This is a genomic window from Rhizobium etli 8C-3, assembly GCF_001908375.1.
Lineage (GTDB): Bacteria > Pseudomonadota > Alphaproteobacteria > Rhizobiales > Rhizobiaceae > Rhizobium > Rhizobium etli_B.
In genome coordinates this window covers 1,616,177-1,636,859 of sequence record NZ_CP017244.1, presented here as the reverse complement: position 1 = coordinate 1,636,859, position 20,683 = coordinate 1,616,177, and the positions used below count along the sequence as shown (strand labels likewise).

Here is a 20,683-nt window from a genome sequence, read left to right as displayed (position 1 = left end):
TCATCGGTGGAACTCTCGTTACACCCGAATGTTCAAAAGCCGCTTCGCGTTATGCTAGCGTTCGAAAGGCTCGCCGAGCGATGCGACGCCATTCAGCTTAAGCAGGCGGCGGTCTGCCGAAATGATGCCCAGCACGATAATCGTGACGAGATAGGGTAGGCTCGCCAGCAGTTGTGATGGGACGTCCAGTCCGGCCGCCTGGGCTGCGAGCCCCGTCAGTGACACGGCTCCGAAGAGGCACGCGCCTAGAAAGATCCGACCCGTGAGCCACGTCCCGAAGACCACGAGGGCGATTGCGATCCAGCCACGACCGGCGATCATCCCATCGGCCCAAAGCGGTGTGTAGACGACTGAGGCGTAGGCGCCGGCAAACCCTGCCATCGTTCCGCCGAAGGCGATAGCGGCGAAGCGGACGGCGATGACTGAATATCCGACAGCATGGGCGGCTTTGGGATTTTCGCCGATCGCCCGGACGACAAGACCGGCCTTCGTATAGGCAAACATCGCCCAGATGGCGAATGTTGCGGCAAGGGAAAGCCAGACGACGGCATCTTGGATGAAAAGGTGGCCGATCACTGGAATATCGGAAAGCCAGGGAAAGGCGAACTTTGGAAGCCCCCTGACCGTAAGGCTTTCATAAGTCTTGCCGAAGAGCGCCGAGAGGCCTTGGCCGAGAATGCCGATCGCAAGGCCTGTCGCTACCTGGTTTGCACGAAGTCCGACCGCGACGACGGCAAATACGATTGAAAGTGCGGCGCTGCCGAGACCGGCGGCGACGAAACCCAAAAGATGGCTCCCACCATGATAGACGATGATGAAGGCCAGCACCGCACCGAACGCCATCAAACCCTCGGCGCCGAGGTTGAGAACCCCGGCTCGCTCGACCACCAGCTCGCCGAGAGCTGCAAGCAGGAACGGTGTCGCAGCCGCGAGCATCCCGGCAAGGATGAATTCGATGGCGTTCATGGCTGGCTCCGGTAGACGGAAAGGCGCCATTCGAGACGGTACCGCACGAAGGCGACGGCGATGAGATAGGCGACGAGGAGACTGCCTTGAAATACGCGGACCGCGGCAATCGGCAAGTTTGCCGACACCATGGCATTGTCCCCCCCGATGTAGAGCGCCGCCATGAACAGTGCAGAGACCATGATCCCGATTGGATGCAGTCCGCCGAGATAGGCGACGATAATAGCCGCATAGCCATAACCCGTCGAAATCGAGCGCTGCAACTGGCCGAGGGGACCGGCAACCTCGGCTGCGCCAGCAAGCCCTGCGGCGCAGCCGCCAATGAGAAGGGAAAGCCAGATCGCCCGGCCTTCATTGAAACCGGCGTAGCCGGCGGCACGCGGCGCGAGGCCGACGACCTGGAGCCTATAGCCGGAGAAGCTCTTCTGCATGAAGATCCACGCCGCCATCGATAAGACGATCGTCAGGAGCAGGGAAACGTTGATGCGGGTGCCGGAGATCAAGATCGGCACCATCGCGTCATACTGGAACATCACAGACTGAGGAAAGTTAAACCCGTTGGGATCCTTCCAGGGACCAAGCAGCAGGTAGTTGAGCAATTGCGCGGCAACGAGGCTCAGCATCAGGGAAACGAGGATCTCGTTCGCATTGAGCCTGACGCGCCACAAGGCCGTTAGCGATGCCCATGAAGCACCACCGAGTGCGCCAAGGACCAGCATCAGTGGCCAAATCCATTGACCCGTCGCCTGCGGCAACCATACGGGGATGGCCGAGGCGAAGATCGCACCCAGAATGAACTGGCCCTCGGCACCGATGTTGAAGACCTTGGCGCGAAAGCCGATCGCCAGGCCCTGCGCGATGAGGAGAAGGGGGCCCGTCTTCAGCATGACTTCCGAGAACGACGCCCAGGAGAGGAAGGGTTCTAGGAGCATCGCGTAGAAGACGGCGATCGGATCACGGCCCATCAACACGTAGAGTCCGAGATTGAAAATGGTAGCCACCCCCAGCGCAACGGCAGGCGCAAGCAAGGTGGCGGTCAGCGAGGCGCGCTCCCGACGGACAAGGGTGGGAAGGATAGCTGCAAATAAAGCCCTCATGCTGGAGCCTTCTCCTGCGAAGAATACGCACCGATCATATATCGGCCGATGTCCTCCGGCCGCGTGTCCCGCGTAACGAGAGCCGGGCTCAGCACGCCGTGGTGCAACACCTGAATGAAATCGCAGAGTTCGAAAAGCTCTTCGAGTTCCTCTGAAATGATGAGGATCGCCATGCCTTCGTTACGCAGCCCGACAAGCCGCCTGCGGATGGCCGATGCTGCGCCGATATCGACGCCCCATGTCGGCTGTGCGATGAAAAGCAGTTTGGGAGACAGCATGATCTCTCGGCCGACGATGAATTTCTGCAGATTGCCGCCAGAAAGAGAGCCGGCTTCGACCCCTGGGCCGGGCGTGCGGACATCGTACTGGCGAATGCACTCATTGGTGAATGTCATCGCCTTCGGCTCGTCGACGAGACCGTAACGGAGAAGGTTGAGCGGATGAGCGGTCAGCAGGCTGTTTTGGGTGAGCGACATTTCGGGTACGGCGCCACGCCCAAGCCGGTCTTCGGGAACGAAGGCAAATCCAAGCTGCCGGCGAGCAGCCGCATTGAGCGTGCTCACGTCCTTTCCCATCATGTAGATCCGCTCACGCTGTTCTCCTGGCAGGACCACTTCGCCGGAAATGAGCGAAGCAAGCTCGCTCTGCCCGTTGCCGGAAATTCCGGCTATGCCGAGGATTTCGCCCGAACGAACCGTGAGGCTTAAAGTGGAGAGCGGCATGGCAAAGGGGTCATCCGGCCGATAGTCGAGGCCAATGATCTCAAGCCGCTTTTCCCCGCCAGAAATGGGCAACGCCGGCAGGGGCTCCGGCATGTCGCGGCCGATCATCATGCGGGCCAGGTCATGAGCATCGTGTTTTCGCGGATCCACATGCCCGGTAACGCACCCGCCGCGCAGAATGGTTGCCCTGTCGCAGATCGCGCGGATTTCCTCCAGTTTATGCGAGATGAAGAGAATGGAGACGCCATCGTCGCGCAGGCGACGCAATGTCTCGAAGAGTCTCTCCACCGATTGCGGCGGCAGGACAGAGGTCGGCTCGTCGAGGATCAGCAGTTTCGGGTTTGTCAGCAGACAGCGGATGATCTCCACCCGCTGCCGCTCGCCGACGGAAAGCGTGTGCACATGGGCAAGCGGATCGACTTCGAGCCCGAAGTCGCGTCCGAGCTTGCCGATGGCATCAGTAAGTTCGGCTTTCCGGCCCGGAACGACCAGTTGCGTGTTCTCCACCACCGTCAGGGTCTCGAACAGCGAGAAGTGCTGAAAGACCATTCCGATGCCCTTGCGCCTTGCCTGCGCAGGGGATGCGAGGCTCAAAGGTTCTCCTTCCCAGATAACGGCTCCGCTGTCCGGTTGTTCGACGCCATAGATCACCTTCATCAGTGTCGATTTACCCGCCCCGTTTTCTCCGAGGACTGCATGGATCGACTTGGGGGCCACGTCCAGGTCTATGGCTTGATTGGCCCGGTTCTGGCCGTAGCTCTTGGAAATGCCGCGCAGCGACAGGAGCGGAACGGTCATGGCTCACTTCGGCAGAGGCGTCGTGACACCCTTGACGTGCCAATTCATGGCGACGACCTCGCCATCAGTGAGCGTTGCACCAGACGGTGCCGCATCGCTGCCATCGGCCTTGGTGATCGGCCCTGTGAAGGGAGTGAAGCTGCCGCTGGCGATCTTCGCCTCGATCTCCTTGATTTTCGTCATGACGTCGGCCGGGATATCCGGATTCCAGTCTGCAACCTCGACGACCTTTTCAGCGACGCCGAGGAAGGCATTGCCGCCTTTGAACGTGCCGGCGATATGAGCGTCCACCGAGGCCTTGAAGAACGGCGACCAGTCGGTGGCGACACAGCCGAGATAGGTCTTGGCCGCGTACTTCTTCATCGACGAGTTGAGGTTGAACGCGTAAACGCCAGCTTCCTCGCAAGCCGAGATGACCGACGGCGTGTCCTGCGCATTGGAAAAGATCACATCGCACTTCTGTGCCATCAGCGCCTTTGCGGCTTCCTGCTCCTTGGCCGGATCGAACCACGAGTTCACCCACACGACCGACACTTCGATATCCGGTTTCACCGACTGAGCACCGAGCGTAAAGGCGTTGATGGACGTGATCAGTTCGGGAATGGCAAAGGCGGACACCGAGCCTAGCTTGCCGGTCTTGGAGAGCGCAGCGGCTGCCATGCCAAGCAGATAGGTTCCCTGAAAATACTTGGCTGCGAAGGGCGAAAAGTTCGGTGCTACCTGGAAACCGGAGGCATGCAGCACGGTGACCGCCGGATTCCGGCGGGCAATCTGCAGGGCACCGTTCTGATAGCCGAAGGAGCCGGCGATCAGGAATTTGTTTCCGTCGGCAACCGTCTTGTTCATGATGCGGTCGGCATCCGGACCCTCCGGAATGTTCTCGATGACCGTGACCTTTACTTTGTCGCCGTACGCGGCCTTGACGGGTTCGAGACCGGCGGCAAGGGCATGTCCCCAGCCAACGTCGCCCACCGGCGAGGGGATCACGAGGGAAATGCCGAGCGGCTCGTCGGCTGCCATGGAAGTGCGGCCGCCAAGCGCGCCTGCGAGGCCGGAGGCGGCAACAGCCTTCATCAATGTTCTGCGGGTGAGGTTTTTCAGCATGTTCAGTTCCCTTATTGTCCTTTTTTAGAATTCCACAGTTGCGAGTGCAGCCTCGGCTTCGGAAAACAGCGCCAGTTCATCGAGCCCGATGAACTCGCCCTTGGCCCAGACGATGCGTCCGTTGATCATTGTCATGTCGGTCGGCATTCCGACGCCTACTTTGGCAATCAGGCTCAGCGGGTCATGCCGCGTGCCGATGTAATCCATGCGCCGGGTGTCAATTGCAAACAGGTCGGCGGCCATGCCCGGAGCAAGCCGGCCGATATCCCGGCGGCCGAGGAGGGCTGCCCCGCCGGTTGTCGCATAGCCGAGAAAATCGACCGGAGGCGGGACGGGATGCGCGCGTGTCGAGGCTGTCAAACACTGCAGCATGTAGGCGGAGTGCAAGCAATGCATCAGGTTTGAATTGTCGTTCGAGGCGGCTCCATCGCAGCCGAGTCCGACACGGAGACCGAAGGCCGACATGGCGGGAATATCGGTGACCTCGGCGCCGACCAGATAGACCGGCTCGGGGCAGTGGGAGACACCGGTGCCGCTTGCCGCCATCATGCGCAGTTCGTCATGGGTGAGTTCCCAGCAATGGGCATAAAAGGTATCGGGACCGGCAAATCCGAGTTCTTCGCAGTAATCGACCGTCCTCATGCCGTGTCGAGCCTCGATGACGGGGCTTTCGCCTTCGCCGACATGGGTATGGAGCTGCACGCTGCGGTCGCGGGCCAGCGCTGCTGCCTCGACGAATGTCTCTCTATAGCAGTTGACCGGCTGGCAAGGCGCGACCACGACCTGCCGCATGCTGAAGGGGTTTGCATCGTGGTAAGTGTCGATCAGGCGCGCGCAGTCGGCGATGAATTCGTCCGTCGTCTCCAGCATGGCGTCCGGGATGGTCGAACCTTCGGACTTCGGCAGCGTGTTGCCACCGCGGCCCGCATGAAAGCGCATGCCCAGCAGCTCGGCTGCCTCGAACTGACGGTCGATCAGTTGCTTGCCAGCTCGGCGCGGGAAGCAGTACTGGTGGTCGAAGGCCGTCGTGCAGCCGTGCTTGATCATCTCCGCCATGGCGGTGACGGAGGCATGATAAAAGCAGTCCTCGGTCAGGTGCGAGAAGATTGGATAGATGCGATCAAGCCATTCGATGACCGAAAGCTTCGTCCAGTCGAGCTCCGCCCGGTTGCGCACAAAGCATTGGAAGAAGTGGTGGTGGGTATTGACGAGCCCCGGATAGACGAACCAGCCGGTCGCGTCCTGAGTGATGGTCCCGGCCGGCAGCCCTCCTTTGCGGAGATTTTCGCCGATTGCAACGATCGAAGGACCGTTCGTCAGCAGGTCCACGTTCCGGCACACACGCAGCCCCTCGCCATCGTTGGCGATGACGGCAGCACAATTCGTCAGGAGATGACCGCCCAAGTCACACCTCGTCCGGTTGAACGCAGGGGTCGGGCTTTAATTCGTGCAGCCTGTGGATGCCAGGCATCTCGATAAAATTGTCGAGGCTGCGGATTGCACGCGACCAGAGCCTGATGGTGGGATAGGGGTCGAGCGAGATGCCGCCATCCGGGGCGAGCGCCACGTAGGGAAAGCACGCGATATCGGCAATTGTCGGGTGGTTCGACGCCAGGAACCGAAATCCTCGCAAGCCCCGCTCGACAAGCTTCGCTTCCAGTTCGCGAAGCGCGGCGATCCCGTGTGCTTGAAGCGAGGCGATGTCTCCCGGCCGCAGAAGCATTTCATGAAGGCGCGCACCTCCGAGGTTGGCGGTCAGCCGGTGTGAGAAGGAAAGCCACTGCTGGACGCACGCCGTTTCTTCCGGCGTGCCGCTGCCTAGCCACCTTGGCGCCGCCTTGGCGGCGAGGTAGGTCAGTATGGCGGCGGATTCAGTCAGGATCAGATCGCCATCTTCGAAGATCGGGATCGAGCCCGCCGGATTGATCGCCATGAGCTCGATGCTGCGGTGCTCGGCGCCGGGATGAAAGTCGACCGGCCGGATTTCCAGCTTCACGCCGGCCAATGCCGCCATCAGGCGAACTTTGTAGCAACTGGGCGAGAGAACGTAATCATAGAGCTTCATTGCGCCACCAATTGTGCCCCATAGGTGTAGTGGTGGCGCTTCAGCCAGCGCCTGTAAGCGATCGATGTCAGGTCGGCTCTGGTGGGGATTTCCATTCCGGGATCGAGGGGCAGGAGCCTGGGGATCTGGTTTTCGAGAATGGACCGGTCCTGAAGGAAGATCGTCTGCTGAAAGTGAATCAGATCGGTCATCGGCGTGGCATCGTCGAAGAGCGCCATCCATGGCCAGACGTCACACAGGTCTTCAGCAAGGGGCTGGACGAAAAGAGCGATGACATCCCATTCACCGGGGCGAGGCGGACAGGTCTTGTAAAGGACGGAGCAAGTCGGCGCCGGCACGCGGTACATGTATTCGGTCGTGATGCCGCCGCTTGCCGACTTGGCAGCCTGCGGTTGGTAGAATTTGACCTGCGTGGCCCAGACCTCGTCTTCTTCTTCGCGGATTTCGACCTTGTAGTCGTGAACTTCGGTGTGGGGCTCGGCGCCCAAAATGTCGGTATGAACAAAGGGAAAATGCGCTATGTCGAGAAAGTTCTCCACCGCGCGAAGCGGCGAGCAGCGCACGCGAGCGACACCGACATCGACAAAGCGGCGGCCGGCCTGATCGGCCTCAGGAATTGAAAAAAGATCCTTTCGAGGTTTGCCGACAGAGGACCATATATGGCCGTATCGGAGACAAACCGGGAGAAATCGCCCGTCGCTGGATTTCACGTTGATGTTTCCGTGGCCATCAAGTGCCACTTCGATAGGCTCTCCCATCAGGGCGGTCTTGCGCCCCTCCATGTCAAGCTGGCTGAAGAGGCCGACGGGATACCACTCGTTGATCATCGCGTCTTGCCTCATGACGCTTTCCCTTTTGCCTGAAGCGCCTCGGCCATCCGCCGCAAAGTTTCAGATGCCCGTGAGGCGGCGATGCGCGCGGCCAGGCTGCTATCTTTGTCAAGCAGGACATGAATCAATGTCTGGCCGGCGTCTTGGGGAACGAGCAACAGCCGGATTGTCTGGCCGTTGTGCGCATGCCAGACAAGGCCATTGGGGCCAGCCTTTCCGTTCGCTGCAGCCTCGACCAACTGCGTGCGGGCATCTGCCACCAAGGACCGCAATGGAACCAGACCTTCAAGCCGCGGGGGCCCGGCCACAGGTTGCCCGGCGCCAACCCAGATGACGCCGTCAGACTCTTCGACCCGTTGCGTCTCCAAGCGGATCGTTTCGGGCGGAGTGAGGCCCGGATGGGCCGGGATGCGCAGACAGGTTCCAGTCCGGGTGTAACTCCAGCCGTGATAAATGCACGAAAGTGCCTCGCCACGCACGAAACCGTGAGACAAGCGCATGCCGCGATGCGGACACCGGTCGGCCGATGCTGCCACGCGCCCCGACCGACTTCGCCAAAGGGCAATCTGCCCGGCTGGCGTCCGTGCTGGAACAACGGTTCCCTTGGGCAAATCCGCGGAAAGGGCGACTGGCGTCCAGGAACCCGTCGTGTCAGACAGCATCACTCGGCTTTCTATGTAATATCAATCACTTGGTTGGTAAAGTCGGGGGCAAGGCGTCCAATTTTGCCAATCAAGCGCGGCCACGTTTGCATAATCTTTTCGCATTGGCAATATTGATTAAATATAAGGCACAAGATGCGCAGGTCAGCCCGTTCCCCTGTCGATTGGTGTGCGGTGGATTGTCTCGACCCAAACATCGATGGGACCGAGCAAACATGCGATCTCCATCATGTCGATCAACTCCACGGGCCCGGCAATGTCGACCTCGAGCCGCTCGGAACTGGTATGGGCGATCGCCTGGGCAAGCCCGAGCTTAGCGGCATGGCGTCGGACCCAAGGAATGAAGGAGACGGCGTCAAGTTCGCCGAGGATCGTCATTCTTTCCCGAAAGTGATTTCGACATTGGTCGGTCATGAAGGACCCTAAGGTTGGTCTTGGAGAGAGCATAGCGCCCAAGTGGACTTATGAAAGGCTCCACCGCCGCCGATCGTACTCGATCTCGGCGACAATGATCGCCTCTTCTGCTCAGGATTGCGCGTGGAGCGCTATCCATCCGCATAGCGTCAAGAGCCGGTTCCATCGACCGGCCGAGCAGTGGGAAAGCCGGCAGCACGAACACAGAGCAACACGGGATATACAGCCAAGGGGCGCGCGCACCGTCCTTGCCTGGAAACTGCGGGCTCCTGACGACGCTGTCACCGCGTTCTGCTCTTGCGTCACGCAAGGCCGCGCAGCCTATTTGTCACACGATCCGTTCCACTAATCAGTCGCACAAAGAAACGGCAAGCGGCGCTTCACAGTTCGTTCTCCTGGCCGGGATCCAGCAGATCAACGAGCCGCGCAATTCTTCCCGTCGGCATCGGACGGCCTTCATCGGCCAGAGCTTCCTCTGCATTCACCCAGGCCCAGGCCTCTGCCAGTTCCTTTGCCGAAGCTCCAGTCGCCAAAATATCTGCAAGCAAGACCTCGTCCACCGGACCGATTATGGCCCTTACCTCTCCTGACGATAAAGTCATTTCAATCACCTCCCTCGTTTGGCACTCCATCTGCGGCTATGCGAGTGACTGCCGCTGCCGGTCGTCGTTAGGATACCCACCGAAATCCAACAGCGGCAAAGTGGTCATTGGCTGTTGATCGTGATGCGCTTGGCAGACCATCGCAACTTCATCTTCGTCCAGGCGATTTCGGAGCGAAAGCGGACCTGACGATCGGGCAATCGCCCTCGACACCGCAAGACATCATCATCGAACAACCTGTTCATCTTGCGATGAAGCGCAAGGACTGGATGCTGGTCTATGGCTTGCGTAGCCTGTCGAAGCTTGACTGTTGCTGTGGCCACAGGGAGTGAGATCACGTCCCTCACCTAAGCCTCCATGTCGGCCGAGCCGAAAAGACCGGCGCGGCCTTTGCCAAGTTCGATCACGCCACCTGTTTTTCGCCTTCGATCTGCAGCGGCTCAGTCGCCTCTTCGGCCCGCTTTGGCTCATTCGTTCCGATAGCAATGCGTCGCGGCTTCATCTCTTCGGGGATCTCGCGTTTCAGCTCGACCGATAGAAGGCCGTTCTTCAGGCTCGCCCCAAGCACCTTAACATGGTCGGCAAGCTCGAAACGTCGTTCGAACGACCGGCCGGCGATACCGTGATGCAGATATTGCATATCCTCCTTGTCGGGCTTGGCACCGGCAACGACGAGCACATTTCGCTCGTGTGTGAGCGACAGGTCTTCCTCGGCGAAGCCTGCAACTGCCATGGTTATGCGGTACTCGTCCTCGCCTAGCTTGACGATGTCATAGGGCGGCCAGGTATCGACGGCTTGAAACCGCTGCGCATTGTTGAGGAGATTGAAGACGCGGTCGAAGCCGATGCTGGACCGGTAAAGGGGGGCGAAGTCGAATTCGTTTCTCATAGCCATATCCTCCGTAAAGCAACATGGAATGAAGACGCATGGAAACTTGCGCCTCCAGCAGTCAGCTCCGTACGGGCAGCTGACGGAACTGATTTGGTTGAGGAATTTTCAGGTTCAAGAGCGGTCAGACAAAAATTAGCACTCACGGCTCACGAGTGCTAAAAATTGCAGCTACAGTTCTTGAAATGCAGTCTCCCGCATGGCATTTTTTTAAAGTGGTCGCTGTAAAAGCACCGGCGTCGTTCCAACGCTAGTGTTGGAGTTGATGATGAGGAAGGACCGCGCACGAACAACGTCTTCTTCAATATTCGGGCAAGCAGCCGAGAGAGGTCTGCTCCATTTGCTGCGCCATCATGTCGAATTTTCCGATCCCAGTGATGTACGGAGGCCAGTGCGGCTCTGTCGTCACGATAAGCGCGCAAACCGTGCTTTCTGGGCCTCAGGCCGCTTCACCGATCGACGAAAGGCGGAGCTGCGTAGGCTTCCGGACGGTCGGCAGCCTTCAAGCCATGATGATCTGATGTCTGCGGTCAAATTACTCGACAAAGACACGGAACCGAAGAGCGCGTGCACACGATCCTTCCACACGTTTCCTGTCAGATTGAATGGGGGATCAATTTGCGGGGCGAAGTCGCTGCAACAACAACTCAGACGAGAAAGGAGATAGATTCCGGTCACGCTTGCTGCTGCCACTGACAAACGCCGCGCGATTGCGGGCGTGTTTTTGCCGTCGAATCTTTGCTCATATGAGGAGGTTTTGTCGATGAAGATCGCTCAGATAGCACCACTTGCAGAACGCGTTCCGCCGAAGCTCTACGGAGGAACCGAACGGATCGTCTCATACCTGACAGAGGAGCTCGTCCGGCAAGGCCATGACGTCACCTTGTTTGCCAGCGGCGATTCCCTCACGTCTGCCAAACTTGTTTCCTGTTCGGACGTGGCCCTACGTCTCCATCCAAGTATGAAGGACCCATTGCCGTACCAGGTCGTGATGCTGGAGGAGATACGCCGGCGAGCTCTGGACTTCGATGTGTTGCATTTCCACATTGATTTCTTGCATTTTCCGGTCATCCGGGAATTTGCCGATCGGACTGTGACAACGCTCCATGGAAGACTGGACCTGCCGGACCTGAAGCCCCTCTACAGAATGTTTTCTGACATTCCGCTTGTATCGATCTCAAACGATCAACGCCTGCCGATGCCTGCCGTTGATTGGGCAGGGACTGTCTATCATGGATTGCCGATCGATATCCTTCCATTCACCGAACGTCCACGCGGTGGATATCTCGCTTTCCTGGGGCGGATTTCACCTGAAAAGCGTCCTGACATCGCAATTGAGATTGCATCCCGCGTGGGCATGCCGCTCAAGATCGCCGCAAAGGTGGATGCCGCCGACTACGTCTACTGGGATAGCATCATCAAGCCGATGGTCGAGATGCATGCGAATGTGGAGTTCGTTGGCGAAATCAACGAGCATCAGAAGGCCAGCTTCCTGGGTAATGCCAGTGCTCTTCTTTTCCCAATTGACTGGCCGGAGCCCTTCGGACTGGTTATGATCGAAGCCATGGCCTGCGGGACGCCGGTGCTGGCCTTCCGTCGCGGGTCGGTACCTGAGATTATCGAAGATGGTATTTCGGGGATTGCCGTCGATAGCGTTGCGGAAGCCATTGAAAATATCGACTGGCTCTTGAGGCTTGATCGTCGGCAGGTCCGCACAGCATTCGAGCGCAGCTTCACTGCAGAACGCATGGCCCGAGATTACCTGGCAATCTATCGGCGGTTGCCAGGTGTGCGCTTGAAAGCGCCGCGACTACGCCGTCCTGTCAAGGGGACACCCGAACTGCAGGTTATCGCATAAGGAGGATCCTTAATGCCGGTGCATGGCCAGGAGTTGGGTTCGCCCGCTGTCAGAAGCGGGGGGCCGCCCGTCCAGTTTTTCATTCCCGCGGCTGCGTCTTTGCACGAAAGGCGGCCGCGCACGCTCAAGCATGGTGATACGTTTTGCGTTTTCGATCATAATGGCGACGCCCTGTCAGGCCCCGGAAGTCCTGAGGGACTGTTCCATCGTGACACGCGTCATCTTTCCCACTTCTACCTGACGATCGGCGGGCAGCGGCCGCTACTTCTGTCGTCGTCGCTCAGGGAGGACAACGCGACGTTGACGTGCGACCTGACAAACCCGGATCTCTACGACCAGGACCGCCTGACCATTGCCCATGACCTCATCCATATACGACGATCGCAGTTCCTCTGGCAGGGAAGCCTGCATGAACGAATAACTGTCCATAATTTCGATGACAGACTGCATAGGGTCTCGCTGCAGATTGCTTTTGCCGCGGACTTTGCGGATCTGTTCGAGGTGCGGGGAACAAGCCGTGCCCGCAGGGGGCGGATCGACAGCCCGATCATGGACCGAGATACTATTTTGCTGAGCTACGAGGGGCTCGACCGCAAGCGGAGGGTCTCACGCATTGGCTTCTTCCCGCCGCCAAGCGAATTGCACGAAGGAACAGCTCGCTTCGAGCTCGACCTGCAGCCGCAAGGGACCCAGACTTACTTTCTGCGCGTCGATTGCAACCCGCAAGACGAAACCCGCACAGGCTTGAAACCATTCTTTATTGCTATGCGTGATGCCCGTCGGGCTTTGCAATCGACGTCGTCCCGTGCGGCTTCGATCAGCTCGTCCAACGACATCTTCAATGAGATCGTCCGGCGAAGCATGTCCGACCTGAACATGCTCATCACCGATACGGAGCAGGGACCATTTCCATATGCCGGCATTCCTTGGTTCAGCACAGTGTTCGGCCGCGACGCGCTGATCACCGCCCTGCAGACACTGTGGTTGGATCCGGCGATTGCCAAAGGTGTTCTCAAGCATCTCGCTGCCAATCAAGCCACCGAATTCGACCCGATGGCCGATGCCGAACCAGGCAAAATACTTCATGAGGTACGCTGTGGCGAAATGGCGGAGCTCAAAGAAGTGCCATTCCGACGGTACTATGGCAGTGTTGACGCGACACCGCTGTTCGTGATCCTGGCCGGCGAATATTTCAAGAGAACGGGTGACCTGGAGACTATAAGAGGTATCTGGCCAAACATTCACGCTGCCCTTGATTGGATTATTGAACATGGCGACGGTGATGGTGACGGTTTTGTCGAATACGGCCGGCAGGTGCACGAGGGGCTGATCAACCAAGGCTGGAAGGACAGCCATGACAGTGTCTTTCATGCAGATGGATCCCTGGCAGCCGGGCCCATCGCGCTCGTCGAAGTGCAGGCATATGCCTACGGTGCATTTATGGAAGCAGCAGAGCTTTGCCAGAGACTTGGCGAACGGGCGCGGGCAGTTTCCTTGACCGCGCGCGCTGTTGCATTGCAGAAGAATTTCGACATTGCTTTTTATGACGAGGAACTGGAAACATATGTTCTGGCTCTCGACGGGTCTAGGCGGCCCTGCCGCGTCCGCTCATCGAATGCCGGCCATGTCCTGCTGACGGGACTTGCATTTCCGCACCGCGCCGAAGTCGTCGTGCGCACACTTTTGGGCGGTCCTTCATTTCCCGGTTGGGGCATACGCACGGTGGCGTCGACCGAAGCGCGCTACAATCCCATGAGCTATCACAACGGATCCATCTGGCCGCACGACAATGCGCTGATCGGGATTGGAATGGCGCGTTATGGATTCAAGCAAGAGGCGGCAAAGATACTTGAGGGACTCTTTGCTGCGGCGAGTTACATCGACCTCAGGCGATTGCCCGAGCTGATCTGCGGTTTTCCACGACGGCGCGCTCAAGGACCGACATTCTATCCGGTGGCCTGCGCACCACAAGCGTGGGCGGCTGTTGCGCCGCTGTCGCTGCTCCAGTCCTGCCTGGGCATCCTCTTCGATCCGATCGAAAGCCAGGTGACCTTTAACGAGCCGATGCTGCCGGCTTTCCTCGATGAGGTGGTTCTCAGGAACCTTTCCGTGCCCAAAGGAAAAATCGACGTTGCAATACGACGGTCCAAAAAAAACGTCGTGGTCGATGTGCTGGAAAGAAAAGGAGACATCAAGGTTCTGACCGCCGCCCGATAGAGGCCGAAGCCAGACTTGTGCGAGCCAGATCAAAGGGGCGTCACCGGGGGCTGCGCTGATGCTATAACGGTCCGCACTAACCCCGGCAATGCGATGATCCGATCAGAGCGGCAGAAACTGTGCGAGCGTCACTGCGAATGGCCGTGAGGCTTGGCATGACCGTGAACCCGCAGAAAGCGCTCGTCGAGCTCAGCAATGATTTCAGCGCCTCTCTCACCGGCATTGATCTTGAGCAACTCATCTATTTTTGCCTCAAGTCTGTCGTCGTTCTCCTTAGAGGTAGGCGAGCCGACATAGAGAAAATAAGCAAGTCCCGCCACTTGCCACATCAACTGGAGGAATTCCGATTGCCAATTTTCAAAAGTATCTCGGGAGAGCTGGATAGCGTATTCAGAAAACTGAGGAGTTTGGGCATGTTGCCTCGCCTCATCGACGTATGCGAACCAACCGAAAACCCAGTGTCCCAGGATTGAAACGAGAAAGAAAATGGCTGTAATCCACCCGTAAGCGTAGCGTTTCATGGTGATTTCTCCGCGTTTGCTCAGCCCTTGTGCGACAGCTGCGCTCGTCAACTACCTAGAACGCAACTAGCTGTTTTGAGTTCATCAACGAAAAACCGGCGGCCTCCTCCAGAACTGGTGGAATCCGACCCACCGGAATTCTCGCCGGCATCTTCGGCGCCGGAGGAGATGGCAGAGCAACGATGCGCCGGCAGCTTGGGTTGGAGAGTGACCCCAGTCACGGTGAGCGTCCCGAGCTGCCATTGCGGCTCGCGTCCTCGAGGTGGCCGCGCACGAATGGCATTCAACCTAAAGCGACTGGACCGTAGCCGCAGTCAAATGAAACGCGGTATCGGCATGGGCAACCAAGACAGCTTGCGCCCGATGTTTCCGCTGGCGTCATCGCAGCCGATGGATCCGAGGAGGAAGTGACAGGTAATTTGATCCGCACACACGCCCTGGACCGGCTTCGCGCCTGCGGACATCACCACGTCGCGCTCGCAATGGAGTGACAAGCACTCACGCTGGCCCTGGATGACAGACGGCTTTTGCGCCTCATCGGTCTTTCAAGCTGTGAGAACGGCATGGTCGACAGGGGCTGATCGTGTTGTCCGGCCAGAGCATCGGAAAATGCCTGCCACCCATAAGCAGACGCTGCCTGTTGCCGCTATCGAGCCGATTACCGTTTTGCAGTGACCTCGGCCTCGGCACGCTGAAGGTAAGCCTCGGTTACGACGGGAAGGTTGTCCTCCAGCCACTTTGCCATGGCAATTTCTTCTTTGAGAATGCCTTCGCAGACCGCCTTGGTTTGCTGGTCGCCAGCAAACTCTGCGGCCGCAATAAGGATCCTGTAGCTCGCAATCTCAAAATGCTCGAATGTGTAGCTTGCCAGCGCGCCTTTGACGATTTCGTCGCTCACAAACAGCCACCGAGGCTCTGACCGAACGCAGTTACTTTTCCGGCCATGTCCTTGATAGTCAAGGACCCTCCACCTATGTGGTTCAGGCAGCTTTCCAGCGATTTCGCCTGCTGCCGCGTTTCTTCGAGATGAGCCTTCAGCATCGTTTCGGCCTGTTCTTCCATGGGCTCGTTACCGTCAAGACGCCTCAACGGATCGGACCGAATGCAAACACTCAGTCACCCCAAAGTGCTTCCGGGAGATCGACCAATGCTTGTGTTTTAGCGAACACGCGGCAGCCATCCTGTCCTTTGGTGGGAGTGGGGCCGAAACCGCTGGAATTCGCCGCCACCGAACTAAAGATCGGTTTGCGCAACTTGCATCTTGCTTGCGAACCATCGTGGCCGCAACGCGACATCGCCGCCAGCGCCTGGCCACAAAATCCTCTCGGAGCCAGGCCTTCCAACCTTGATCGACACGTGCCGAATTCAACTTTGTCGAGGAATTCGCCTAAATTATGAGCAATTGCCGCTCGGTGCCGCTATGAGCAAGCGGAACCAACAGGAAAACCTTATAGAATCAATTTACCAGAATTTGGCACGCGTCTTGCTTCGATAAAGGTGAGTTGGTGGCTAGGGTTCCGGCGCTTGAAAAGCGTGCTGGTCCGAGAGCTGCCGTCGGTGGGCGAGAAATCCTGCCGGATGCACGGCGGGACAAAAGCCCGGGAGACCTCGTAAGCCAAGGGATTGGCGGCGCGATGGTCTTTGCCAATCCCTTTTTGAAGAAAGCAAAAGGGGAATTTCTATGCAGACTTTTTCGAAGCTTCTTTCCATCACTGCCTTGGCCGCTTACTTCATCGGGGGTCTCGGCAACCTCGAGGCTGCCCAAAAGACCGAGTTCAAGGTTGCATGGTCGATTTATGTGGGCTGGATGCCATGGGGCTATGCTGCCGACCACGGTATCGTCAAGAAATGGGCCGATAAATACGGCATCAAGATCGACGTGACGCAGTTCAACGATTACGTCGAGTCGATGAACCAATACACGGCCGGCGCCTTCGACGCCGTGACGCTCACCAACATGGATGGCCTTTCCATTCCGGCCGCCGGCGGCGTCGATACGACCGCCGTGATCGTCGGCGACTTTTCGAATGGCAATGACGCCGTAATCCTCAAGGACAAGACGAGTCTTGCCGATATCAAGGGCCAGAATGTCAATCTCGTCGAATATTCCGTCTCGCATTACCTGCTCGCGCGCGCGCTCGAAAGCATCAAGCTGACAGAGCGCGATGTGAAGGTCGTCAACACGTCCGACGCCGACATGGTTGGCGCCTACAAGACGCCCGACGTCACCGCCGTCGTCACCTGGAATCCCCTGGTCTCCAGTGTCCTTGAGGATCCTTCGGCCAAGAAGGTATTCGACAGTTCGCAGGTGCCGGGTGAAATCATCGACTTGATGGTCGCCAATACTGATGTGCTCAAGGACAATCCCAATTTCGGCAAGGCGCTAGCTGGCATCTGGTATGAGACCGCCGCGCTGATGGAGGCCGATACGCCGGACGGCAAGGCGGCCCGCGAGACCATGGGGTCGGCTTCCGGCACCGACCTTGAAGGTTTCGAAGCGCAGGTCGCTGCGACCAAGCTCTTTGACAATCCCACCGACGCCGTCGCCTTCACCGTATCCGAGAGTCTTCCCAAGACGATGGATCTGGTGCGCAACTTCCTCTTCGAGAAGGGCCTGCTCGGCAATGGTGCGCCATCGGCAGATGTCATCGGGATCGAAATGCCGGACGGCAAGATCCTCGGCGACAGTGGCAACGTCAAGCTGCGCTTCACCGAGACCTACATGAAGGCGGCTGCTGACGGGGCGCTCTGAGCGAGTTCGACCGGCGGCGCGGGAAACTGCGCCGTGTCATTCCTTCATCAGCGGAGCTTTCCTCATGCGCTGGATCAACATCAAGCCAAGTCGGGGCGCGCAATTTGCCCTGATGCTGGTGCCCTTCGTGTTGCTGATCGTAGCCTATGCCTTCGGTTCGGCGGCGCGCTTGTCCGAGAATGCCAACGACAAGCTGCTGCCCACTCTCTCCGGTTTCGTTCAGGCGATCGAACGCATGGCCTTCATCGCAGATCAGCGCACCGGCGAATATCCGCTCTGGTCGGATACCTGGGCGAGCTTGATCCGGCTTTTCGCGGGCCTCGGCATCTCCACAGCGACAGCGCTGCTGACCGGAATGCTAATCGGCATGCTGCCATATCTGCGGGCGCTCCTTGCTCCCTTCATCGCTGTCGTCTCTATGGTGCCGCCGCTGGCGCTGCTTCCGATCCTCTTCATCGTGATGGGTCTCGGCGAGACATCCAAGATTGCGCTTATCGTGATCGGCGTCGCGCCGACGATGATCCGCGACCTAGCGCTGAAGGCGTTGGAATTACCGCGTGAGCAGGTCGTCAAGGCCGAGACGCTTGGCGGGTCCTCCTGGCAGATCGCCTTGCGCGTCGTGCTTCCTCAGATCGTGCCGCGGCTTATCATCTGCCTCAAGCTGCAGCTGGGACCTGCCTGGCTTTTCCTGATTGCCGCAGAAGCGATTTCCTCGGAATCCGGCCTCGGCTACCGCATCTTCCTCGTCCGCCGCTATCTGGCGATGGACGTGATCTTCCCCTATGTCGTCTGGATCACGCTGCTCGCCGTCATGACGAACTACGTCCTTGATCGCATCCGCGTCGCCGCCTTCCCTTGGTCCGAACTGGAGAAGCAGGGATGAGCGAACTCAGGATCGAAAATGTCTGGAAGGAATACGGCGACCAGATCGTGCTTGAGAACGTATCGCTGACCGTCGCTTCGCGTGCGTTCGTCGCACTTGTCGGGCCTTCGGGCTGCGGCAAGTCGACGTTCCTGCGTATGCTGCTCGGTCAGGAACAGCCAACCAGAGGCCGGATTCTGCTCGATGGCGAGCTTCTTCCGGCGCAGCCCGGCCCCGATCGGGGTGTCGTCTTCCAACGCTACTCGGTCTTTCCGCACCTCACCGTGCTCGGCAATGTGCTGCTCGGCAAGGAATTTTCCGGCGCGCGCTTCAAGGCGAAGCTCTTTGGAGCTGCGCGGCGGGACGCAATCGCCACGGCGCGACAGTTGATCGCAGAAGTCGGCCTGGCGGGGGCGGAAGACAAGTATCCGGCACAGCTTTCAGGGGGGATGCAGCAACGGCTGGCGCTTGCCCAGGCGCTGATCATGAAGCCGAAAGTGATGTTGCTTGACGAGCCATTCGGCGCGCTCGACCCAGGTATCCGCGCCGAGATCCACATGCTGATGAAACGGCTCTGGCACGAAACGCAGATGACCGTCGTTATGGTCACCCATGACATGCGCGAGGCGTTCACGCTTGCAACCCGCGTGGTCGCCTTCGAGCGGCGGCGCGATCGAGCCGAGGAGAAACTGCGCTACGGCGCGACCATCACCAAAGACATTTCAATCTGGCCGCCACGGCAAGCCGGATCGCCTTCGATCTTCAGCCCTGATCGGGACGGCCCGGTCGCCTACCAGGGGCATTGCCGGGACGACCTGGCTTCGTCAGGAGAAATCCAGTCATGACACGTGTCAGACGTTCGCCGCAAGACATCGCTGCCAACCGCGCGCGTTACGAGGAGCATCAGAAAAAGGGGCTCGAATATGCGCCAAAGGCACTGCCCGGTACGAGCCCATTGCCGGCGCCCGAAATCGCGCCCGACAAGATCATCCACCGCGAGGTGATCCCTGGTGGGTGGTATTGGTCGACACATATCAACAAGCACGAGGTATTTCGCGTCAGCCTCGACAGCGGATTCTCGACCCTTTCCCTCATCGCCTGGAGTGCCGCCGAGACCAGCGAGCGGCTGAACCTGCCCGATACAATGAAGGTGCAGTGGACAACTGTCCTGGGAAAAGGTCGTGTGATTTTCTCTGACATGGGGCGAGTGATGTTTTCGGTGACGGAAGACTCCTCGGGCGCCCATGACGGGGTGGTGGGCGGGTCCACATCCGGGTCGAACGCGGCAAGATACGGTGAGGGCACGCGCAACACCCGTGACAACCTGATCCTCCTTGCCACCAAAGCCGGGCTCGACAAACGCGACATTCCGCCGGCCCTTGCACTCTTTGCCCCGGTCCGCGTCGACCGGAACGGAGCGTTCGCGTGGAAGCCGGAACTTCTGCATGAAGGCGATTATGTCGAGCTGCGCGCCGAGATGGATATGATCGTCGGCTTTTCCAACTGCCCCCATGCGCTCAACCCGGACACGGTCTATCGGCCCAATCCGGTGACCGTCACGCGTATCGCGGCGACCGAGCCCCGGAGCGGCGACCTTTGCCGGACGGCGACCGCCGAGGCTGTTCGCGGCTTCGAAAACAACGCGCGGGCGGCAGTGTGAGGGAAACATGACGATGACCGATTTCATTCAAACAGCGCCGGGCCGCACGCTCGAGAACGTCGCGCAGGACCATTACATCCCGGCTGAGGCACCATTTTCGGCGGTGATCCGGAAGAGTCAGACCATCCGTATCGAGGACACATACGGCCAACAGGCGGTCGACACGCTGTTCTACAATGCCGAGGACTTTTCCGAACGCTACTCCAACCAGGATACGATGCGCGAACAGGGCGCGGCCTATATTTCGACCGGCACGAGGATCATCTCCAATGAGGGTCGGGTGATGCTGACAATGACCGCCGACAGTTGCGGGCGCCATGATACGTCTGCCGGTGCCTGCTCTTGCGAGAGCAATACGGTGCGCTTCGGCCACCAAACCAGATATCTCCATGCCTGCCGCGACAATTTCGTTCTTGAAGTCTCCAAGCACGGAATGAGCAAGCGCGATATCGTCCCCAACATCAATTTCTTCATGAACGTCCCGATCGAGCCAAGCGGCGAGATGACGATCGTCGACGGGATCTCCGGGCCAGGTGACTATGTTGAGCTGAAAGCCGAGATGGACATTTTGCTCGTCATTTCCAATTGCCCGCAGATCAACAATCCCTGCAACGGTTTCGATCCGACCCCGATCCGGGTGCTGGTCTGGGACAGCGAGATCTGA

General features: G+C 58.9%; 19 protein-coding genes, 1 pseudogene and 1 riboswitch. Of the genes and pseudogenes, 7 read left to right on the top strand and 13 right to left on the bottom strand.

Annotated elements, in window-relative coordinates:
- Window positions 1-54 precede the first annotated feature (54 nt).
- From AM571_RS32655 to AM571_RS32600, 11 genes are all read right to left on the bottom strand, one after another.
- Window positions 55-966, bottom strand: coding sequence for an ABC transporter permease (locus tag AM571_RS32655; protein ID WP_074065070.1), 912 nt, complete (start codon window positions 964-966; stop codon window positions 55-57).
- The gene (locus AM571_RS32650; RefSeq protein ID WP_074065069.1) at window positions 963-2,063 is read right to left on the bottom strand and encodes an ABC transporter permease; all 1,101 of its coding nucleotides are present in this window, start codon (window positions 2,061-2,063) and stop codon (window positions 963-965) included. The genes AM571_RS32655 and AM571_RS32650 overlap by 4 nt, the downstream gene beginning before the upstream one ends.
- Window positions 2,060-3,583 carry an ABC transporter ATP-binding protein gene (locus AM571_RS32645; protein ID WP_074065068.1) on the bottom strand — a complete coding sequence of 508 codons (1,524 nt, stop codon included), beginning with the start codon at window positions 3,581-3,583 and terminating at the stop codon, window positions 2,060-2,062. Before AM571_RS32645 ends, AM571_RS32650 begins: the two co-directional genes overlap by 4 nt.
- Before the next feature lie 3 nt (window positions 3,584-3,586).
- Complete coding sequence (locus tag AM571_RS32640) at window positions 3,587-4,684, bottom strand: BMP family ABC transporter substrate-binding protein (protein ID WP_196776399.1); 1,098 nt, start codon at window positions 4,682-4,684, stop codon at window positions 3,587-3,589.
- Between the two features lie 27 nt (window positions 4,685-4,711).
- Complete coding sequence (locus AM571_RS32635; protein ID WP_074065066.1) at window positions 4,712-6,091, bottom strand: amidohydrolase; 1,380 nt, start codon at window positions 6,089-6,091, stop codon at window positions 4,712-4,714.
- A 1-nt stretch (window position 6,092) separates the two neighbouring features.
- Window positions 6,093-6,752 carry a glutathione S-transferase family protein gene (locus AM571_RS32630; protein ID WP_074065065.1) on the bottom strand — a complete coding sequence of 220 codons (660 nt, stop codon included), beginning with the start codon at window positions 6,750-6,752 and terminating at the stop codon, window positions 6,093-6,095.
- Window positions 6,749-7,594, bottom strand: a complete 846-nt coding sequence (locus tag AM571_RS32625; RefSeq protein ID WP_074065064.1) for an aromatic ring-hydroxylating oxygenase subunit alpha — start codon at window positions 7,592-7,594, stop codon at window positions 6,749-6,751. Before AM571_RS32625 ends, AM571_RS32630 begins: the two co-directional genes overlap by 4 nt.
- Window positions 7,591-8,244 carry a Rieske (2Fe-2S) protein gene (locus AM571_RS32620; protein ID WP_074065063.1) on the bottom strand — a complete coding sequence of 218 codons (654 nt, stop codon included), beginning with the start codon at window positions 8,242-8,244 and terminating at the stop codon, window positions 7,591-7,593. Before AM571_RS32620 ends, AM571_RS32625 begins: the two co-directional genes overlap by 4 nt.
- A 144-nt stretch (window positions 8,245-8,388) precedes the next feature.
- A complete protein-coding gene (locus AM571_RS32615; RefSeq protein ID WP_237358617.1) occupies window positions 8,389-8,622 on the bottom strand; it encodes an acylphosphatase in 234 nt (77 codons plus the stop codon).
- 416 nt (window positions 8,623-9,038) lie between these two features.
- Window positions 9,039-9,260 (bottom strand): hypothetical protein, encoded by a 222-nt coding sequence (locus tag AM571_RS32610; RefSeq protein ID WP_074065061.1) that lies wholly within the window; start codon window positions 9,258-9,260, stop codon window positions 9,039-9,041.
- 403 nt (window positions 9,261-9,663) lie between these two features.
- Complete coding sequence (locus tag AM571_RS32600; protein WP_074065059.1) at window positions 9,664-10,149, bottom strand: Hsp20 family protein; 486 nt, start codon at window positions 10,147-10,149, stop codon at window positions 9,664-9,666.
- A 763-nt stretch (window positions 10,150-10,912) separates the two neighbouring features.
- On the opposite strand from AM571_RS32600, the gene AM571_RS32595 reads away from it, so the two are divergent.
- Both AM571_RS32595 and AM571_RS32590 read left to right on the top strand, forming a co-directional pair.
- The gene (locus AM571_RS32595; RefSeq protein ID WP_074065058.1) at window positions 10,913-12,007 is read left to right on the top strand and encodes a glycosyltransferase family 4 protein; all 1,095 of its coding nucleotides are present in this window, start codon (window positions 10,913-10,915) and stop codon (window positions 12,005-12,007) included.
- A 12-nt stretch (window positions 12,008-12,019) separates the two neighbouring features.
- A complete protein-coding gene (locus tag AM571_RS32590; RefSeq protein WP_074065057.1) occupies window positions 12,020-14,224 on the top strand; it encodes an amylo-alpha-1,6-glucosidase in 2,205 nt (734 codons plus the stop codon).
- Window positions 14,225-14,352: 128 nt separating this feature from the next.
- Here AM571_RS32590 and AM571_RS32585 read toward each other — a convergent pair whose 3' ends face one another.
- On the bottom strand, window positions 14,353-14,745 hold the full coding sequence (locus AM571_RS32585; protein ID WP_074065056.1) for a DUF6766 family protein: 393 nt from the start codon (window positions 14,743-14,745) through the stop codon (window positions 14,353-14,355).
- Between the two features lie 658 nt (window positions 14,746-15,403).
- Window positions 15,404-15,807 (bottom strand): annotated as a pseudogene (locus tag AM571_RS35970) (DUF892 family protein).
- A gap of 436 nt (window positions 15,808-16,243) precedes the next feature.
- Window positions 16,244-16,352, top strand: a riboswitch (guanidine-I (ykkC/yxkD leader).
- Window positions 16,353-16,426: 74 nt separating this feature from the next.
- On the opposite strand from AM571_RS35970, the gene AM571_RS32570 reads away from it, so the two are divergent.
- From AM571_RS32570 to AM571_RS32550, 5 genes are all read left to right on the top strand, one after another.
- A complete protein-coding gene (locus AM571_RS32570) occupies window positions 16,427-17,497 on the top strand; it encodes a putative urea ABC transporter substrate-binding protein (protein ID WP_074065054.1) in 1,071 nt (356 codons plus the stop codon).
- A 64-nt stretch (window positions 17,498-17,561) separates the two neighbouring features.
- Complete coding sequence (locus AM571_RS32565) at window positions 17,562-18,380, top strand: ABC transporter permease (protein ID WP_074065053.1); 819 nt, start codon at window positions 17,562-17,564, stop codon at window positions 18,378-18,380.
- Window positions 18,377-19,204, top strand: coding sequence for an ABC transporter ATP-binding protein (locus AM571_RS32560; protein WP_074065052.1), 828 nt, complete (start codon window positions 18,377-18,379; stop codon window positions 19,202-19,204). The genes AM571_RS32565 and AM571_RS32560 overlap by 4 nt, the downstream gene beginning before the upstream one ends.
- Window positions 19,201-20,019 carry an urea amidolyase associated protein UAAP1 gene (locus AM571_RS32555; protein ID WP_074065051.1) on the top strand — a complete coding sequence of 273 codons (819 nt, stop codon included), beginning with the start codon at window positions 19,201-19,203 and terminating at the stop codon, window positions 20,017-20,019. The genes AM571_RS32560 and AM571_RS32555 overlap by 4 nt, the downstream gene beginning before the upstream one ends.
- Before the next feature lie 13 nt (window positions 20,020-20,032).
- The gene (locus AM571_RS32550) at window positions 20,033-20,683 is read left to right on the top strand and encodes an urea amidolyase associated protein UAAP2 (protein ID WP_074065712.1); all 651 of its coding nucleotides are present in this window, start codon (window positions 20,033-20,035) and stop codon (window positions 20,681-20,683) included.

Bases quoted from the DNA above. Each gene is read 5' to 3' on its own strand.
- AM571_RS32655 (WP_074065070.1), bottom strand. From the start codon at position 966: ATGAACGCCATCGAATTCATCCTTGCCGGGATGCTCGCGGCTGCGACA.
- AM571_RS32650 (WP_074065069.1), bottom strand. From the start codon at position 2,063: ATGAGGGCTTTATTTGCAGCTATCCTTCCCACCCTTGTCCGTCGGGAG.
- AM571_RS32645 (WP_074065068.1), bottom strand. From the start codon at position 3,583: ATGACCGTTCCGCTCCTGTCGCTGCGCGGCATTTCCAAGAGCTACGGC.
- AM571_RS32630 (WP_074065065.1), bottom strand. From the start codon at position 6,752: ATGAAGCTCTATGATTACGTTCTCTCGCCCAGTTGCTACAAAGTTCGC.
- AM571_RS32625 (WP_074065064.1), bottom strand. From the start codon at position 7,594: ATGAGGCAAGACGCGATGATCAACGAGTGGTATCCCGTCGGCCTCTTC.
- AM571_RS32620 (WP_074065063.1), bottom strand. From the start codon at position 8,244: ATGCTGTCTGACACGACGGGTTCCTGGACGCCAGTCGCCCTTTCCGCG.
- AM571_RS32615 (WP_237358617.1), bottom strand. From the start codon at position 8,622: ATGACGATCCTCGGCGAACTTGACGCCGTCTCCTTCATTCCTTGGGTC.
- AM571_RS32610 (WP_074065061.1), bottom strand. From the start codon at position 9,260: ATGACTTTATCGTCAGGAGAGGTAAGGGCCATAATCGGTCCGGTGGAC.
- AM571_RS32600 (WP_074065059.1), bottom strand. From the start codon at position 10,149: ATGAGAAACGAATTCGACTTCGCCCCCCTTTACCGGTCCAGCATCGGC.
- AM571_RS32595 (WP_074065058.1), top strand. From the start codon at position 10,913: ATGAAGATCGCTCAGATAGCACCACTTGCAGAACGCGTTCCGCCGAAG.
- AM571_RS32590 (WP_074065057.1), top strand. From the start codon at position 12,020: ATGCCGGTGCATGGCCAGGAGTTGGGTTCGCCCGCTGTCAGAAGCGGG.
- AM571_RS32585 (WP_074065056.1), bottom strand. From the start codon at position 14,745: ATGAAACGCTACGCTTACGGGTGGATTACAGCCATTTTCTTTCTCGTT.
- AM571_RS32570 (WP_074065054.1), top strand. From the start codon at position 16,427: ATGCAGACTTTTTCGAAGCTTCTTTCCATCACTGCCTTGGCCGCTTAC.
- AM571_RS32565 (WP_074065053.1), top strand. From the start codon at position 17,562: ATGCGCTGGATCAACATCAAGCCAAGTCGGGGCGCGCAATTTGCCCTG.
- AM571_RS32560 (WP_074065052.1), top strand. From the start codon at position 18,377: ATGAGCGAACTCAGGATCGAAAATGTCTGGAAGGAATACGGCGACCAG.
- AM571_RS32555 (WP_074065051.1), top strand. From the start codon at position 19,201: ATGACACGTGTCAGACGTTCGCCGCAAGACATCGCTGCCAACCGCGCG.
- AM571_RS32550 (WP_074065712.1), top strand. From the start codon at position 20,033: ATGACCGATTTCATTCAAACAGCGCCGGGCCGCACGCTCGAGAACGTC.